At 50.7% G+C, this 15,738-nt stretch carries 13 protein-coding genes; 5 read left to right on the top strand and 8 right to left on the bottom strand.

What is annotated here, in order from left to right:
* Positions 1-17 precede the first annotated feature (17 nt).
* The 6 genes from HMPREF3091_RS13610 to tesA all read right to left on the bottom strand — a co-directional run bounded on the left by HMPREF3091_RS13610 (position 18) and on the right by tesA (position 7,730).
* Positions 18-1,451 carry an amino acid permease gene (locus HMPREF3091_RS13610; RefSeq protein ID WP_070716425.1) on the bottom strand — a complete coding sequence of 478 codons (1,434 nt, stop codon included), beginning with the start codon at positions 1,449-1,451 and terminating at the stop codon, positions 18-20.
* Between the two features lie 164 nt (positions 1,452-1,615).
* Entirely contained in the window at positions 1,616-3,151 is a 1,536-nt protein-coding gene (gene hutH, locus HMPREF3091_RS13605; RefSeq protein ID WP_070716423.1) for a histidine ammonia-lyase, read from the bottom strand.
* Complete coding sequence (gene hutU, locus HMPREF3091_RS13600; protein WP_070716421.1) at positions 3,151-4,839, bottom strand: urocanate hydratase; 1,689 nt, start codon at positions 4,837-4,839, stop codon at positions 3,151-3,153. Before hutU ends, hutH begins: the two co-directional genes overlap by 1 nt.
* A gap of 498 nt (positions 4,840-5,337) precedes the next feature.
* Positions 5,338-6,192, bottom strand: coding sequence for a co-chaperone YbbN (locus HMPREF3091_RS13595; protein ID WP_004847116.1), 855 nt, complete (start codon positions 6,190-6,192; stop codon positions 5,338-5,340).
* A gap of 71 nt (positions 6,193-6,263) precedes the next feature.
* Positions 6,264-7,037: an SDR family oxidoreductase gene (locus HMPREF3091_RS13590; RefSeq protein ID WP_070716420.1), complete on the bottom strand. Its 774-nt coding sequence runs from the start codon at positions 7,035-7,037 to the stop codon at positions 6,264-6,266.
* Positions 7,038-7,091: 54 nt separating this feature from the next.
* On the bottom strand, positions 7,092-7,730 hold the full coding sequence (tesA, locus tag HMPREF3091_RS13585; protein WP_035503200.1) for a multifunctional acyl-CoA thioesterase I/protease I/lysophospholipase L1: 639 nt from the start codon (positions 7,728-7,730) through the stop codon (positions 7,092-7,094).
* On the opposite strand from tesA, the gene ybbA reads away from it, so the two are divergent.
* The 3 genes from ybbA (at position 7,701) to HMPREF3091_RS13570 (ending at position 12,451) form a co-directional block, all read left to right on the top strand.
* Positions 7,701-8,387 (top strand): putative ABC transporter ATP-binding protein YbbA, encoded by a 687-nt coding sequence (gene ybbA / locus HMPREF3091_RS13580; RefSeq protein ID WP_004847112.1) that lies wholly within the window; start codon positions 7,701-7,703, stop codon positions 8,385-8,387. The two genes, tesA and ybbA, sit on opposite strands and share 30 nt — an antisense overlap.
* Entirely contained in the window at positions 8,384-10,789 is a 2,406-nt protein-coding gene (gene ybbP, locus HMPREF3091_RS13575; protein WP_070716418.1) for a putative ABC transporter permease subunit YbbP, read from the top strand. Before ybbA ends, ybbP begins: the two co-directional genes overlap by 4 nt.
* A gap of 243 nt (positions 10,790-11,032) precedes the next feature.
* Positions 11,033-12,451, top strand: coding sequence for a sensor domain-containing diguanylate cyclase (locus HMPREF3091_RS13570; RefSeq protein WP_070716416.1), 1,419 nt, complete (start codon positions 11,033-11,035; stop codon positions 12,449-12,451).
* A gap of 53 nt (positions 12,452-12,504) precedes the next feature.
* Here the strand turns inward: HMPREF3091_RS13570 and purK are convergent, their stop codons facing one another.
* Together purK and purE are read right to left on the bottom strand one after the other, a co-directional pair.
* A complete protein-coding gene (gene purK, locus HMPREF3091_RS13565) occupies positions 12,505-13,575 on the bottom strand; it encodes a 5-(carboxyamino)imidazole ribonucleotide synthase (protein WP_070716414.1) in 1,071 nt (356 codons plus the stop codon).
* Positions 13,572-14,096, bottom strand: coding sequence for a 5-(carboxyamino)imidazole ribonucleotide mutase (gene purE / locus HMPREF3091_RS13560; protein ID WP_004847104.1), 525 nt, complete (start codon positions 14,094-14,096; stop codon positions 13,572-13,574). The genes purK and purE overlap by 4 nt, the downstream gene beginning before the upstream one ends.
* 314 nt (positions 14,097-14,410) lie before the next feature.
* On the opposite strand from purE, the gene dnaT reads away from it, so the two are divergent.
* Together dnaT and dnaC are read left to right on the top strand one after the other, a co-directional pair.
* Positions 14,411-14,962 (top strand): primosomal protein DnaT, encoded by a 552-nt coding sequence (gene dnaT / locus HMPREF3091_RS13555; RefSeq protein ID WP_070716413.1) that lies wholly within the window; start codon positions 14,411-14,413, stop codon positions 14,960-14,962.
* 20 nt (positions 14,963-14,982) lie between these two features.
* Complete coding sequence (gene dnaC, locus HMPREF3091_RS13550) at positions 14,983-15,711, top strand: replicative helicase loader DnaC (RefSeq protein ID WP_371272845.1); 729 nt, start codon at positions 14,983-14,985, stop codon at positions 15,709-15,711.
* The last annotated feature ends 27 nt before the right edge of the window (positions 15,712-15,738 follow it).

Below are 15,738 nucleotides of genomic sequence, written 5' to 3'. Positions count from 1 at the left end.
AGGAGGCGTGAATAGCCTTAGATTTCCGTCTCGGTTTCAGTGGTGAAATTGTTCAACTCAGCATTTTTGGGCTTTCTCACCCACATCCACCATGCCAGTGTCAGAAATGCCATCCACACCACGCCGACGGCGAGAGCGACTCGGCTATCTTCAAAATATCCTAGCAGTGCGATGACAAATGCCATGAACGCGATGGTCAGTGCCGGAGCCAATGGCCAAAACGGGACGGGGAATTTCAGCGTAGCGGCTTCTTCTTTACTCATCTGGCGGCGCATAGCGACCTGAGAAAGCAGGATCATCAGCCACACCCAAACGGTGGCGAAAGTCGCGATTGAGGCGATGATCAGGAAGACTTTCTCAGGGATCAGATAGTTCAGCACCACTCCCGTCAGCAGCGCAATCGCCATTACCAACACTGTCATCCAAGGCACACCGCCCGCGGTGAGTTTGGTAAAGCATTTGGGAGCCTGTCCATCTTGCGCCATGCCATACATCATACGACCTGCGCCGAAAATATCGCTGTTAATCGCGGAGATGGCTGCGGTAATGACTACGACGTTGAGAACGTGCGCCGCTGAGCTAATTCCCAGACTTTTGAAAATCTCGACAAACGGACTCCCGTGCTGGCCGATGCTGTTCCACGGATAAATAGCCATCAACACCATCAGGGTAAGCACGTAAAAGAGCAGGATGCGCACGGGTACGGTGTTAATGGCTTTCGGGATCACTTTGGCTGGATCGCGGGCTTCACTGGCGGTTACGCCGATAATCTCGATTCCACCAAAGGCAAACATCACGACCGCTAACGACGCGATAACGCCGGTGATACCGTTCGGCATAAAGCCGCCGTGTTGCCATAGATTGCTAAATCCAGTCGCCTGTTCGTGCTGACCAAAACCAAACATCATGATGGCTGCACCACCAACGATCATGGCTACAATGGCCACCACTTTAATCAGTGACAGCCAGAACTCCATTTCCCCAAACACTTTTACACTGCAGAGGTTTAAAGCGCCGATAAAGCAAACCACGCTTAAAACCCATATCCATTGGGAAACGTCGGGGAACCAGAGCCCCATGTAAATGCCGAAGGCGGTAACGTCAGCCATACCGACAATCACCATTTCGAAAGTGTATGTCCAGCCGGTAATAAATCCGGCTAGTGGGCCAAGGTAACGGCTCGCGTAGTGTCCGAAAGAACCTGATACGGGTTGGTGCACCGCCATTTCACCCAGCGCACGCATGACCATAAATACGGCTAAGCCACCCACCAGATAGGCCAGTAGCACAGCAGGGCCCGCAAGCTGAATAGCGCCTGCGGAGCCGTAAAAAAGTCCGGTACCAATGGCTGAACCGAGGGCGAGAAAACGAATGTGGCGAGCGTTCAGACCACGTTTGAGATGCGATGTGTTATGAGGTTGCAAGGCTGATGTTTCATTATTATTTTGCATGTTTTATCCCGTCATATTTTTGTTATGTGGCTGGCAGGTACAGGCCACCTACACAGGGGATAAATTCCCTGTGTGTTTTCGAGCAGATATTTATCCCCGTCACGCGTCAAGAGGCAGGCGTATTGGCTGCATCTTGACGTCGATTGGGGTGATATAGATAGGGCTTAGGCTTGGCTAGGCAGCAGCGCGGTAGGGATCAGCGCTTTAAGCTGGCCGGAACCTAATAGCTGGCTGGCGGCTTCAATGTCGGGGGCGAAGAAACGATCCTTGTCGTAATAAGCCACGCTTTCGCGTAACAGCTGGCGCGCTTGTTCTAGCCGCGGGCTGGTTTTCAAGCCGTTGCGGAAATCTAGCCCTTGGCAGGCTGACAACCATTCAATGGCCAAAATTCCACGTACGTTTTCAGCCATTTCCCACAGGCGGCGGCCTGCCGCCGGAGCCATCGAGACATGATCTTCCTGATTAGCCGATGTTGGCAGGCTATCAACGCTGGAAGGGTGCGCCAATGCTTTATTCTCGCTCGCTAAAGCGGCTGCGGTGACCTGTGCAATCATAAAGCCAGAGTTTACGCCGCCGTTGTTGACCAAGAACGGTGGCAGCTGTGACATATGTTTGTCCATCATCAGCGATGTGCGACGTTCAGACAGTGCCCCGATTTCAGCCAGCGCCAGCGCCAGATTATCGGCCGCCATCGCAACGGGCTCGGCATGGAAATTACCGCCGGAAACCACGTCATTTTGTTCAGCAAAAACCAACGGATTATCGGAAACCGCGTTGGCCTCAATTTCAAGCACGGCGGCAGCGTGACGGATTTGGGTCAAACAAGCGCCCATGACCTGTGGCTGACAGCGTAATGAGTACGGGTCTTGCACTTTGCCGCAGTTGTGGTGGGAATCAGAAACTTCGCTACGCTCGCCGAGCAGATGGCGGTAGGCGGCTGCGCTGTCTATTTGTCCAATTTGGCCACGTACTTCATGAATACGCGCGTCGAATGGGCTGCGTGAACCTAGCACGGCTTCAACTGTTAATCCGCCGCATACGAGGGCAGAAGCAAACATATCTTCAGCTTCGAACAGGCCACGCAGCGCATAAGCGGTGGAAACCTGAGTGCCGTTGAGTAGCGCTAGCCCCTCTTTAGCGGCCAACTGAATGGGCTTCAATCCAGCTTTTTCCAGCGCTTGTGTGGCTGGTAGCCATTCACCTTGGTAACGCGCCTGGCCTTCACCCAGCAGAACTAAGCTCATGTGTGCCAGAGGTGCCAAATCACCGGAGGCACCCACCGAGCCTTTCACGGGAATATGTGGATAGACTTCAGCGTTGACTAAAGCAATCAACGCATCCAGAACTTCTTCACGGATCCCTGAAAAGCCGCGCGCTAGGCTGTTGATTTTCATCACCATGATTAGACGTACCACCGCGTCATCGTTGGCACTGCCGACGCCAGCCGCGTGTGAAAGTACAATAGAGCGCTGTAGATTTTCTAAATCACAGGCCTCTATGCGCGTTGACGCAAGCAGACCAAAGCCAGTGTTGATGCCGTAGGCAGTACGTCCTTCAGCAACGATGCGTTCAACGCAGGCGACGCTTTGGCGAATGGGATCGCGAGCGCTGCTATGCAACTGAATATGAACGGGATGATGATAGATCTCACGTAGCTGGCTGAGCGTGATTTTTCCTGGCTGAAGCATTAATTCGTACATTATTTTTTCCCCTGAACGGAGGTAATCATTGGCAGGTTGAGTCCCTGCTCGCGTGCACATTCAATCGCAATCTCATAGCCTGCATCTGCGTGACGCATCACGCCGGTTGCCGGATCGTTATGCAACACTCGGGCAATACGCTCCGCCGCTTCATCAGTACCGTCGCATACGATAACCATGCCAGAATGCTGCGAGAAGCCCATACCCACGCCGCCGCCGTGATGCAATGACACCCAAGTCGCGCCGCTGGCGGTGTTCAGCAGGGCGTTCAGTAATGGCCAGTCAGAAACCGCGTCTGAACCGTCCTGCATGGATTCAGTTTCGCGATTTGGGCTGGCGACTGAGCCGGAGTCCAAGTGGTCACGACCAATCACGATAGGGGCTGAAAGTGCGCCGCTGCGAACCATTTCGTTGAACGCTAGACCCAGTTTGGCGCGTTGGCCAAGACCTACCCAGCAGATACGTGCTGGCAATCCTTGGAAATGAATCCGCTCGCGCGCCATATCCAGCCAGTGGTGCAGGTGCTCATCATCAGGAATGAGTTCTTTCACCATTGCATCGGTTTTATAGATATCTTCTGGATTGCCTGATAGCGCAGCCCAACGGAACGGGCCTACGCCGCGGCAGAATAGAGGGCGAATATAGGCTGGAACAAAACCTGGGAAATCAAAGGCATTGGCGACGCCCATCTCTTTTGCCATCTGGCGAATGTTGTTGCCGTAGTCGAAGGTTGGAATGCCCATTTTCTGGAATGCCAGCATTGCGACCACGTGCTCTGCCATAGACTCTTTAGCGGCGTTAACCACTAATGCAGGCTCGCTTTGTGCGCGTTCACGGTACTCTTCCCATGTCCAACCTTTTGGCAGATAGCCGTTTAACGGATCGTGTGCGCTGGTTTGGTCGGTCACCATATCGGGGTGTACGCCACGGCGAACTAATTCAGGCAGAATTTCGGCTGCGTTACCGCACAGCGCGATAGAGATCGCTTTACCTGCCTCGGTGTATCGCTTGATGCGGGCCAATGCATCATCCAAATTCGTGGCTTGTTCATCGACATAGCCGGTTTTGAGACGGAAATCGATGCGGCTTTGCTGGCATTCAATATTCAGCGAAGTGAGGCCCGCCATTGTCGCAGCCAGTGGTTGTGCACCACCCATACCGCCTAAACCTGCAGTAAGTACCCAACGCCCCGTCAGATCGCCATTGTAATGCTGACGTCCAGCTTCAACGAAAGTCTCATAGGTACCTTGCACGATGCCTTGGCTGCCGATGTAAATCCAACTGCCGGCGGTCATCTGGCCATACATGGCTAAGCCTTTGGCGTCGAGCTCGTTAAAGTGCTCCCACGTTGCCCAGTGTGGTACCAGATTGGAGTTGGCAATCAATACGCGTGGCGCATTGCTGTGGGTTTTAAATACGCCTACCGGCTTACCAGACTGGACTAGCAGAGTCTCGTCATCGTTCAAATTTTTGAGTGATTCGACGATTTTGTCGTAACACTCCCAGTTGCGAGCCGCTCGACCAATACCGCCATAAACCACTAATTCATGTGGGTTTTCAGCTACATCGGGGTCAAGATTGTTCATCAGCATGCGCAGAGGGGCTTCGGTTTGCCAGCTCTTGGCATTCAGTTGAGTACCACGCGGAGCGCGGATATCGATTTCACGCAGTCGGTTTGGGAGAGTCACTTTTATTTTCCTTTCGCGTTATCAGTTCAGATATCAGTAGTTTTAAGTTAACTAGTGTTTAACAAAAGCCGTTATTGATTAACATATACTTGTATAGACAAGTATATGCAAATAGATTTTAAGGGGCAGATGAAAAGGTATAAGCGGGTGCGAAAGGAATAAAAAAACAAATAAAACAATGAATTAATTTATTAACTGAGCGTCTTTTTTTCGGGTTGCTGTGCGAGAGTTTGTATAGGAATTGGGAAGGGGATCACAAGGAAATAGTTTGGCGTGTTGATAGAGATAGCGATAGTTTGAGACTTTGTATGCTAACGATTACGCAATGACAGTGTAAGAAATATAGCGCTGTATTGGTTCATCATCGACGATGAAGGACAGAGACCACAGGTGGTGTTCTCTGTCCGTATGCCTACTGTGATGGTTTCATGAAAACACGATTAGCGGATGAAACCAGTCTCCATGCGAACTTAGAAGAACCTAAAGAATGGGTTGCACTTAGTACATTAACGAATACAACTGCTTCCGATACTTAGACGCTAACGCATCTCCATTTCCCAGCGCGGCCAGAATATCCATCAGCGTTTTACGTGCTGCACCATCGGCGGCGGCGAGGTCTTTACGTAGGTGAGTCATTAGCAATTCTAACGCTTCTTCGTTGCGACCGACCTGATGCAGTTGTAACGCCAGTTGAGCGGCGATAACGGCGTTTTCAGGCTCTGCTTCGACCTGTTTTTGCAGCAGTTGGATTTCAGGGGTGTCCGCAGCTTGTTTCAGTAGTTCTATTTGAGCCACCAAGCCATGATAGCGGGAATCTTGATCCTGTAATGGAATGGTCGCCAGTATGGCTTCGGCATCGTCGCTACGGTTAAGGGCGATCTGTACTTCCGCCAGCGAGAGGGCGATATCGCTGCGTTTTGGATCCAGCGCACGCGCTTCTTTCAGCAGCGGTAATGCTTCGGCCATTTTACCTTCTGCGATAAGCTCTGCAGCCTGAGCTGCTTTCAGCTCTTCTTCTTTTGGCAAGAAGCGACCCAGCAGTTCGCGGATGAACTCTTCTGGCTGTGGGCCTTGGAAACCATCTACCGGCTGACCATCTTTAAACAGATATACAGTAGGAATTGCGCGCAAACCAAACTGTGATGCCACCATTTGCTCGGCGTCACAGTCGACCTTAGCGAGAACAAACTGCCCTGCATATTCAGAGGCCAGTTTATCGAGAATAGGGTTGAGCTGCAGGCAATGCTGGCTGCGTTCAGACCAAAAATAAAACAGCACCGGAATGGACGCGGATTGTTCCAGCGTCTGGTGTAGGTTAGCTTCAGTGACGTTAATAACGGAATTATTTAGCATTCTTGTTTCTCTCAGACGCTTAACATATGTACCGATATGGGGGTAATTCGGCTATTTACAATGCCGGCCTATTAATTCCCGCTCAGGATCTTGTCCAGCATACGGCCTGGTAAAATGCGGCGTAACACGGTAAGCGCATGGGCTACCAGAGTTACCGGATAGCGAAGCTTCGGTTTATGACTCTCTAACGCATGATGCAGCTTGGGCAAAATGGCGTCTGGCGTTAAGGTGAAGCGCGCCGCAATCCCCGGATTCGTCACCGGTTTGTCTTTATCCATCTGATGCACGTTTTTAGTAAAGCGTGTATTAATCGGGCCGGGCTCAATCAGGGAGACATGAATCCCACTGCCACGTAGCTCCATACGTAATGCATCAGACCAGCCTTCAAGGGCAAACTTACTGGCGGCATAAGCGCCGCGTCCCGGCGTGGCAACCAGCCCCATTACCGAGCTCGTTTGAATAATTCGGCCTTCGCCGTGCGGCAGCATGATCGGCAGCAATAGCTGAGTGAGCTGATGGGTGCCGAACAGGTTACTGGCGAACTGCCTTTCTAACTCAGACCGGCTGATGGTATTGAGCGGGCCATACAGGCCAAAACCGCCATTATTAAACAGCGCATAGAGGCGTCCTTCCGTAAGACGAATGACCTCTGCGGCAGCACGTTCGACGCTGGCGCTATCGTCTAGATCCAGTTCGATACCTTCCATGCCCAGATCGCGCATCACCTCGACGTCCTGCGGCTTACGGCAAGCAGCTAACACACGATACCCTCGGTTGCGGAGATCCTGTGCCGCTGTGAGTCCGATTCCACTGGAACAGCCGGTGATAAGGATAGCTTTTTGCATAACTTTACCTATGTAAACCTTTTGACTCGGCATTAAAGATGCTTAATTAAAACATTACTGATGGGTATTCGTCAGCAATGGGCGCAGCTGTTCGCTCATCCACTGCGCAATAAACGCCTGTGCGTCGCCGTTGGGATGTAACCCATCCTGCTGCATCCATTCGGGTTTTAGCGCGACTTGCTCCATATAAAATGGAATTAAGGGGATTTGATACCGTTTTGCCAACTGCGGATACATTGCCGCGAAGGTTTCGGTATAGCGGCGTCCATAGTTAGGTGGCAGCCGAATTTGCATCAGCAAAGGTTGAGTTTTAGCTTGCTGAAGCTGAGTGATGATTTTATCTAAATTGGCTTCAATATCGGCGGGTGCGAAACCGCGTAACCCATCGTTCGCACCGAGCTCAATCAGCACCCAGCGTGGCTGGTGCTGTTTCAAGAGCGCCGGCAGACGCGCTAAACCTTGCTCAGCGGTATCGCCGCTGATACTGGCGTTAACGACCGTAATTGGCGGTGTGAGTTTTTGCCACTGCTGTGCCATACGCGTGGCCCATGAATCAGCAACAGATAACCGATAGCCTGCGCTTAGGCTATCACCTAATATCAGCAATGTATCTGCGGCCATCGCCCGCCCACACAACAGGCTGAATAGAAGAAGGAAAGGGATATGCCAACGGAAAATGTTCTTGAAGTTCATCATTTAGCCAAACAGGTCGGTCAGGGTGAGAGTCAGTTATCCATCCTTACCGGAGTTGAGCTGGTTGTCAAACCGGCGCAGACATTAGCGCTTATTGGTGAGTCCGGATCGGGTAAGTCAACGCTGCTAGGAATTTTAGCTGGCTTAGATGACGGAACCTCGGGAGAGGTTTCTCTGTTGGGGCAGCGTTTAGACCTGATGGATGAAGAAAAACGTGCAGCGTTGCGGGCGAAGGACGTCGGATTTGTGTTCCAATCATTTATGTTAGTGCCAACGTTAACCGCGCTGGAAAACGTGCAGTTGCCCGCGTTGCTACGTGGTGACAGCGAGCGTCAAAGCCGCCAACAGGCAGTGCAGCTTTTAGAACAGTTGGGATTAGGTCAGCGTCTGAATCACCTACCCGCGCAGCTTTCTGGCGGTGAGCAGCAGCGAGTGGCGCTGGCTCGTGCGTTCAGCGGACGACCTAAAGTGCTGTTTGCTGATGAGCCAACCGGCAATCTCGATCGTCATACCGGTGACCGCATTGCAGAGTTGCTGTTCTCACTCAACACCGATTTTGCTACCACCCTGATTCTGGTCACGCATGACCCGCAATTGGCGGCGCGCTGTCAGCGCAGAATGCGTTTGGTGGAAGGTGTTTTGCAGGAGGAAGTATGATTCTGCGTTGGTTTTGGCGTGAATGGAAATCGCCTTCGCTGCTGATTGTCTGGATGGCACTAACGCTGGCCGTGGCCTGTGTTTTGGCATTAGGCAGCATCAGCGATCGCATGGAGCGTGGGCTGAGCCAGCAGAGCCGTGATTTTCTGGCGGGTGATAAAGTGCTGCGCAGCGCGCATCCGGCTAATGAAGATTGGCTAACTCAGGCGCAATCGGATGGGCTAACGGTCAGTCGCCAACTGTCATTTACGACGATGACGTTTGCAGGAGATAAACCACAGTTAGCGGATGTTAAGGCCACGGATACGCTGTATCCGCTTTATGGTGAGTTGATTACGCGCCCAGCCGGATTGCGGCCTGAGCCGGGTGAGGTGCTGGTGGCCTCTCGCTTGCTGGCGCTGTTAAATCTCAAAATAGGTGATGACTTGGATGTGGGGGACACCACCCTGAAAGTGGCGGGTGTTGTCGTGCAGGAGCCGGACAACGGTTTTAATCCGTTTCAAACGGCGCCAAGGATCCTGATCAATCTGTCTGACGTTGAGAAAACCGGGGCTATACAACCGGGCAGTCGTTTGAGCTACCGCTATATGTTTGCAGGCCCTGCCGATGCGATACAGCGCTTTACTCAGTATTTGACACCGCAGTTGAAAGCCGATCAAAAGCTGTTCGGGTTGGAGGAGTCTGGTGGAACATTGGGTAAATCGTTACAGCGTTCGCAGCAGTTCCTTTTGTTGTCAGCATTGCTGACTTTATTACTCGCGGTTGCGGCGGTGACGGTGGCAATGAATCACTATTGCCGCAGCCGCTATGAACTGGTGGCGATCCTAAAAACATTGGGAGCCGGGCGCAAAACGCTGCTACGTTTGATTGCAGGGCAATGGCTAGCGTTGCTGCTGGTTTCGGGGGTAGCCGGGAGTGCGCTGGGATTATTATTTGAAAGCCTGCTCATTCGCCTGCTTGCACCGGTGTTACCTGCGGAGCTTCCTGCTGCTAGCGGTTGGCCTTGGGTTTGGGCGCTAGGTGGCATGGCGCTGATTTCATTGATTGTCGGGCTAAGACCCTATCGTCAACTGATGGCAACTCAGCCTTTGCGCGTGTTGCGTAGCGATGCATTTCGTGTGGTGTGGCCGCTGCGCTATTACCTGCCGATTACCGCGTTGATATTAGTTGCGGGGTTAGTTGCTCTGGTCGGATTGAGCACTCTGCTATGGTCGTTGTTGCTGGGAATGTTGGCGTTAGCCCTGTTGTTAAGCGTGGTCGGCTGGGGCGGATTAATACTGCTACGTCGTCTCACATTGAAAAATCTGGCGCTGCGGTTGGCGGTAAACCGGCTATTGCGTCAACCAGCGGCAACCATCAGCCAACTGGCGGCGTTTTCGCTGTCGTTTATGTTACTGGCTCTATTGTTGGTACTGCATGGCGATCTGCTCGAACGTTGGCAACAACAGCTGCCGCCGGACAGCCCAAATTATTTCCTACTGAATATGACGGAACAGCAGGTTCCACAGGTGAGGGCGTTCCTCAGCCAGCATCAGGTGGAGGCTCGGACGTTCTATCCGGTGGTGCGGGTACGGCTGACGGAAATTAATGGTCAGCAGGCGACGAAGCTGATTGCGGAAGATGCGCCGGGCGGTGAAGCCGTCAATCGCGAGCTTAATCTGACATGGCAAGCTGATTTGCCAGAGCATAATCCATTAACCGCGGGTTATTGGCCTCCTAAAGCCGGAGAGGTGTCGATAGAGCAGGGGATTGCTGAGCGCCTTGGTTTAGGCCTAGGTGATGAGGTGACCTTCAGCGGTGATACCCAGAGCTTCAGTGCGAAAATAACCAGTTTGCGTAAAGTGGATTGGGAAAGCCTGCGGCCGAACTTTTATTTTATCTTCCCTCCGCATGCGCTAGATAACCAACCTCAAACATGGTTAACCAGCTTCCGCTATACCGGCGATGAACGCTTGCTGACTCAGTTGAATCGTCAATTCCCAACGCTGAGTTTGTTGGATATTGGCGCGATTTTGCAGCAGGCTGGACAGGTATTACAGCAGGTAAGCCGTGCATTAGAAGTCATGGTGATTCTGGTGATTATCTGCGGTGTATTGCTGCTGATGGCGCAGGTTCAGGTTGGGATGCAGCAGCGGCGTCAGGAGTTAACGGTTTATCGCACGCTCGGTGCGGGTATGCGTTTATTACGCCGCACATTATGGAGTGAGTTTGCATTACTCGGGTTAGTTTCAGGTATTGCGGCGGCGGCAGGAGCGGAAGCCGCGCTTTGGCTATTACAGCGGCAGGTATTTGATTTTCCATGGGAACCAAACTATTTAATGTGGTTCTTGGTTCCAATCAGTGGCGCGATCTTGCTTTCTCTGTGCGGCGGTTTTTTAGGTTCGCGCTTGTTAAAGCGTTAATTAAATATTAATCGTGGCGAGCATGCCTTCTCGGGTGCTCGTTTTTATTATAAACCTTCACTTTATGGACTTAATTAATATTGTTTAATGAATGAATTTTGATATTTAATTTGTTTGTTGAATGTTCTTTATTGATTGCATTATAAATAATTGCATGTCATCTAATTCAGTCGTAATATAATTTTAAAGAATTGCACGCGAAGATATGGATGCGTTTGCTGATTTATTAAAGGGATATTATGTATGGATAGGCTTGGCAGAGAAAATGAGTCTGTGAAAATAAATCGGTTTACAATGCTTTCACTAACGGTTTTAACCGTTCTTTTCATTTTTTTCCGGCAATATGGCTACTTGCGAATGCCTGTTTTAGAGGCTCTATTCCCAGTATCAACCTCTGTCATTCTGGTTTTGCATGGATTGCTGGCGCTGTTCATGCTAATGAAGTTTAACTTTGAGCGAAATCATTTATATCTGGTGGTTTTGGCATTTGTTTATGGTGTTTCATCTATTTATCTGGTTAGTAAACTTCTCAGTTATCCAGGAGTTGTCTTTACTGAAGGTGGGCTTGGAACGAATGCCAATGATATGGCTATCTATTTCATATTCCGCAGCGCGACGATGGCAATATTGATTCTATTTTCATTGCTGGTTTATCGCCTTCGTCATAAATCCTTTATTAATATTTATTTCGTCGTTGGTTGCTGTTTATTTTTAACCTCGCTTTCATTTTTGTTTGCTTACTTTGTTTCAAGTCACAGTGAGGTATTAGCATTATCCATCGTGGATGAAAAACATCTTACCTATGATAACTTTTGGAGCAGTGCTATAGGGTTATACTTGGTTATTTTATGGGGTGTTACGTCCTCTTCGGTGATTTTTTTTGCGGGTGCTAGAAGTGGGTTTTGGGCAAGTTTAAGCCTGAGCTGTATTGCTTTTCTTGGTAGTACGTTGTTGCTTAGCGGCAGCAACTATTTAGCTTCTTTAGCTTGGTACGGCGCTCATCTGTTTGAGGTGCTCGCGACTTTTATTGTTATGCTGGCGTTTCTGTTCGATATATTTAAGTTGTACCAAAAGGTACGCAGCGATTATCAAATCTCTTACGAGAATTCTATTCGAGATCCCATGACTCGGTTATACAACCGCAGCTATTATTACGATGCGTTAATTCAGCGGATGAAGACGGTTTCAGAGCAAGAGCCGATAACGTTACTGGTCGCTGATATCGATCACTTTAAACGGGTGAATGATATTTATGGTCATGTGACCGGTGATAGAGTGATCCAATATGTTGCTAAAACATTAGAATACTCAATTCGCAAAACCGATATTGCTGCGCGTATCGGTGGAGAGGAATTCTCTATCATGCTGAATGGTATTGGACGGGCAGATGCTGTGCTTTTAGCTGATAGGATCCGGATGAGTATTAGCGACCACGTGAATTCGCCATTTGCTCAAGATGTCCCAGATAAAGTCACGATAAGCATTGGCGTCTATACCGTGACAGACAATGCACTTAGCGCTGAGCAATGTGTCGCTTATGCCGATGCGGCAATGTATCAGGCTAAACAGGAAGGGCGAGATCGCGTGGTGTTATATTCCGCTAGGGCTTCTGAGCTCATGGGCGCTAAAAACAGGGGTACGCTAGAACCTGCCCATGTTTGATCATTTTATTACTAGCAAAAAAGCGGAGCGCTTAGGCTCCGCTTTTTTGGTGCTTAGGATGCTAGTTTTTCCTGTGCCCAAACCAGCCCGCTTTGATATTCGTTAGGGAGATGGGACGAGATTGCTCGTAATGTTTCCGCAAGAAGCACGGGATCGCGGTCATTCAGGTTAAGATGCCCAACTTTACGCCCCGCACGTACCTCTTTGTCGTACCAGTGGAGGTGGATGAGGGGCAATGCTAACCAGTCATAGTTCAGCTCGGTGCCGATCAGATTAATCATGACTGACGGTGTACTGACCACGGGAGTCGGTAGCGGTAAGTCGAGAATGGCACGCAGATGGAGCTCAAACTGGCTGATTGACGCGCCATTTTGTGTCCAATGCCCACTGTTATGCACTCGCGGAGCCAGTTCGTTAATCAACAGGCTATCGTCAACAATGAAACATTCCATGGCCATGACGCCGACGTAATCAAGCTCGTTCATGATCGCGCTGAGCATTTGCTCTGCCTGCTGCTGCAACTGCGGATTGGGTTGTGGCAATGCCACGCTGGTACGTAAGATGCCGTCTTCATGCAGGTTGTGTGTCAGAGGGTAAAATACGCAGTGCCCATCGCGAGCACGAGCGCCAACCAGAGAAACCTCACCGGAGAAGTTGATGCCTTGCTCGACGATGCATTCGCCGTAGGCATCGTCAGGTAGCTGTGGTTCATCGCCGGGACGAATGCGCCACTGTCCTCGCCCGTCATAGCCACCGGTACGACGTTTCACTATGGCAAACTGACCGATATTGCTGAATATCGTCGGCCATTCACCGGCGCTGGACAACAACTGCCACGGAGCCGTCGCGAGTGTTAACTCGTCAAGCAGTTGCTTTTGCGTTAGACGGTCGGCCAAGCGCGGGAAAATATCGCGGTTCACAAAACCGTTATGGCGAGCTAATTCACGCGTTAATGGCGTTTCAGGCCAACGCTCTATTTCTGCGGTAATGACGCCTTGCTGCCAAGGAACCGCTTCAGGATCAACATCTAGACCCACTGGGAAAACGGTGATACCCAGTGGCTCGCCGGCCTGACGTAGCATTCGTCCAAGCTGTCCATTACCTAAGACGCAAACGGGTTTCATGCTTCCTCCCGTGGGTCAGGATGAGCCAGTACTTCGTCGGTTTGTGCCTGACGCCATGCCGCCATGCGACGCGCCAGCATAGGATCATGCAGCGCTAGAATTTGTGCGGCCAGCAAACCTGCATTTGCCGCCCCAGCTTTGCCAATCGCCAGCGTGCCAACCGGAATTCCTCGCGGCATCTGTACGATAGAATAGAGGCTGTCTACGCCGCTTAACGCTGCGCTTTGTACCGGAACACCAAGCACGGGAACCAGCGTTTTAGCAGCAAGCATGCCTGGTAGATGTGCCGCGCCACCGGCACCGGCGATAATCACATCGAAACCTTGTTCGGATGCCTGCTCGGCAAAGCTGAATAATTTATCGGGAGTACGGTGTGCGGAAACCACCTCCACATGGAACTTAACATCAAGCTGGGTCAAAACTTCGGCGGCAAACTGCATGGTGGCCCAATCGCTTTTGGAACCCATCACGATGGCAATTTTTGCCCCTGACGGGTTAGCCGGAACAACGTTGGCTGGCATTGATGGCAAGCTCCTGTTTAACTTACTGACTTTGGCAACTCAGTACTCACTGAGCAGGTAAAGAGGTGCGAAGTATATCACGTGTTTTGGGTGACGAAAACGGTTGCGTCGGCGTGGCAGTACTAACCATTTTGATGAGCGTGTGAGGTTTCATTCCCTCTCTCATTCGATATAAGACTGATTTATACTGTATGGGCTGGTAATATACCGCCACATAACCCAGACCTGAAAAAGTCTGCGGTCAATAAGCATTCGGCCGGTATGAACCGTTGCTCGCTTTCATCAGTTCACACTTCATCAGAGTAAAAAGAAACATGTCTGTCAAAATTTTGGCCTCTTCAATTACGAGCCTAGACACATTTAGCCGCGATCCGGAGACGGCGTTAAAATCCGGCGATCGCGGTGTGATCACCGTGCTTGATAACAACATGCCGATTTTTTACGCTGTTACGCCGGAAAGAATGGCTGAGCTGTTAGCCTTTGAAGAGGCTGCTAGCCGTGCCAATTCAGACGTCGTTTTGGAGGAGTGTCTATTCAGTGATGAAGCAGTGGCTCCTGCTGCGACCCAAATTCCAACGCCATTGGGCAAATTTGTGATGTATCCCGGCTGGCAGCCAGACGCGGATTTTTTGCGTATGGCGGCTATGTGGGGATGTATCCTTACCGCTCCCGTCACGCCCACTGAGTTAGCATCCTTTGTGGCTTATTGGCAGGCGGGAGGGAAAGCCTTCCACCATGTGCAATGGCAGCAAAAACTGGCACGCAGCATACAGCAAAACCGCATGAGTAACGGCGGCCAGCCAAAACGTGATATCAATGACATAGGCGAACAAGACTATTCCATCCCTAAAGGTTTTAGAGGTTAATGATGAAAGATGCCGCTAGCATGAACCTGATGCAGAGATTGAAAAAAATGATGCCTGCTCATGTTTCACCTAAGTTCACCAATGCTGAAGAGTGGCGTATTTGGCAGGAAGAAGAGGGGCGTAAGCGCTCCGAAGCAATTTCACGCGAAAATCAGGCGATGAAAATGCAGCGCGTTTTTAAACGCTCTGGTATCCGTCCTTTGCATATGAACTGCTCGTTCGATAATTACCGAGTCGAGTGTGAAGGTCAACGCATCGCGCTTGAACGAGCTCGCCAGTATGCCGCAGAGTTCGATGGCAATATTGCTAGCTTTGTGTTTTCTGGCAAACCCGGCACAGGAAAAAATCATTTGGCTGCTGCGATTGGCAACGATCTGATTCTGCGTAATAAATCGGTGTTGATTGTTACCGTGGCGGATTTGATGTCGAGTATGAAAGGAACATTCAGCGGTAATAGTGACACCACTGAAGAACGCTTGCTGGAAGATCTTAGCGCGGTAGATTTGTTGGTGATTGATGAGATTGGGGTACAGACTGAATCGCGTTATGAAAAAGTGATTATCAATCAAATTGTCGATCGCCGCTCTTCGTCTAAACGCCCAACCGGTATGCTCTCTAACCTGAATGTTCAGAGCATGAATACGCTGTTGGGTGAACGTGTGATGGACCGAATGAGTTTAGGCAACAGCCTGTGGGTTAATTTCGATTGGGAAAGCTATCGTAGCCGCGTGGTTGGTAACGAATACTAAGCATAGGCGCGTAGCCACGCTGCGCGC

Origin of the sequence: Hafnia sp. HMSC23F03, assembly GCF_001816025.1 — a bacterium.
GTDB classification, from domain to species: domain Bacteria; phylum Pseudomonadota; class Gammaproteobacteria; order Enterobacterales; family Enterobacteriaceae; genus Hafnia; species Hafnia paralvei.
Note: the sequence above shows the minus strand (reverse complement) of the source record. Positions and strands in the feature narration are given on the sequence as shown.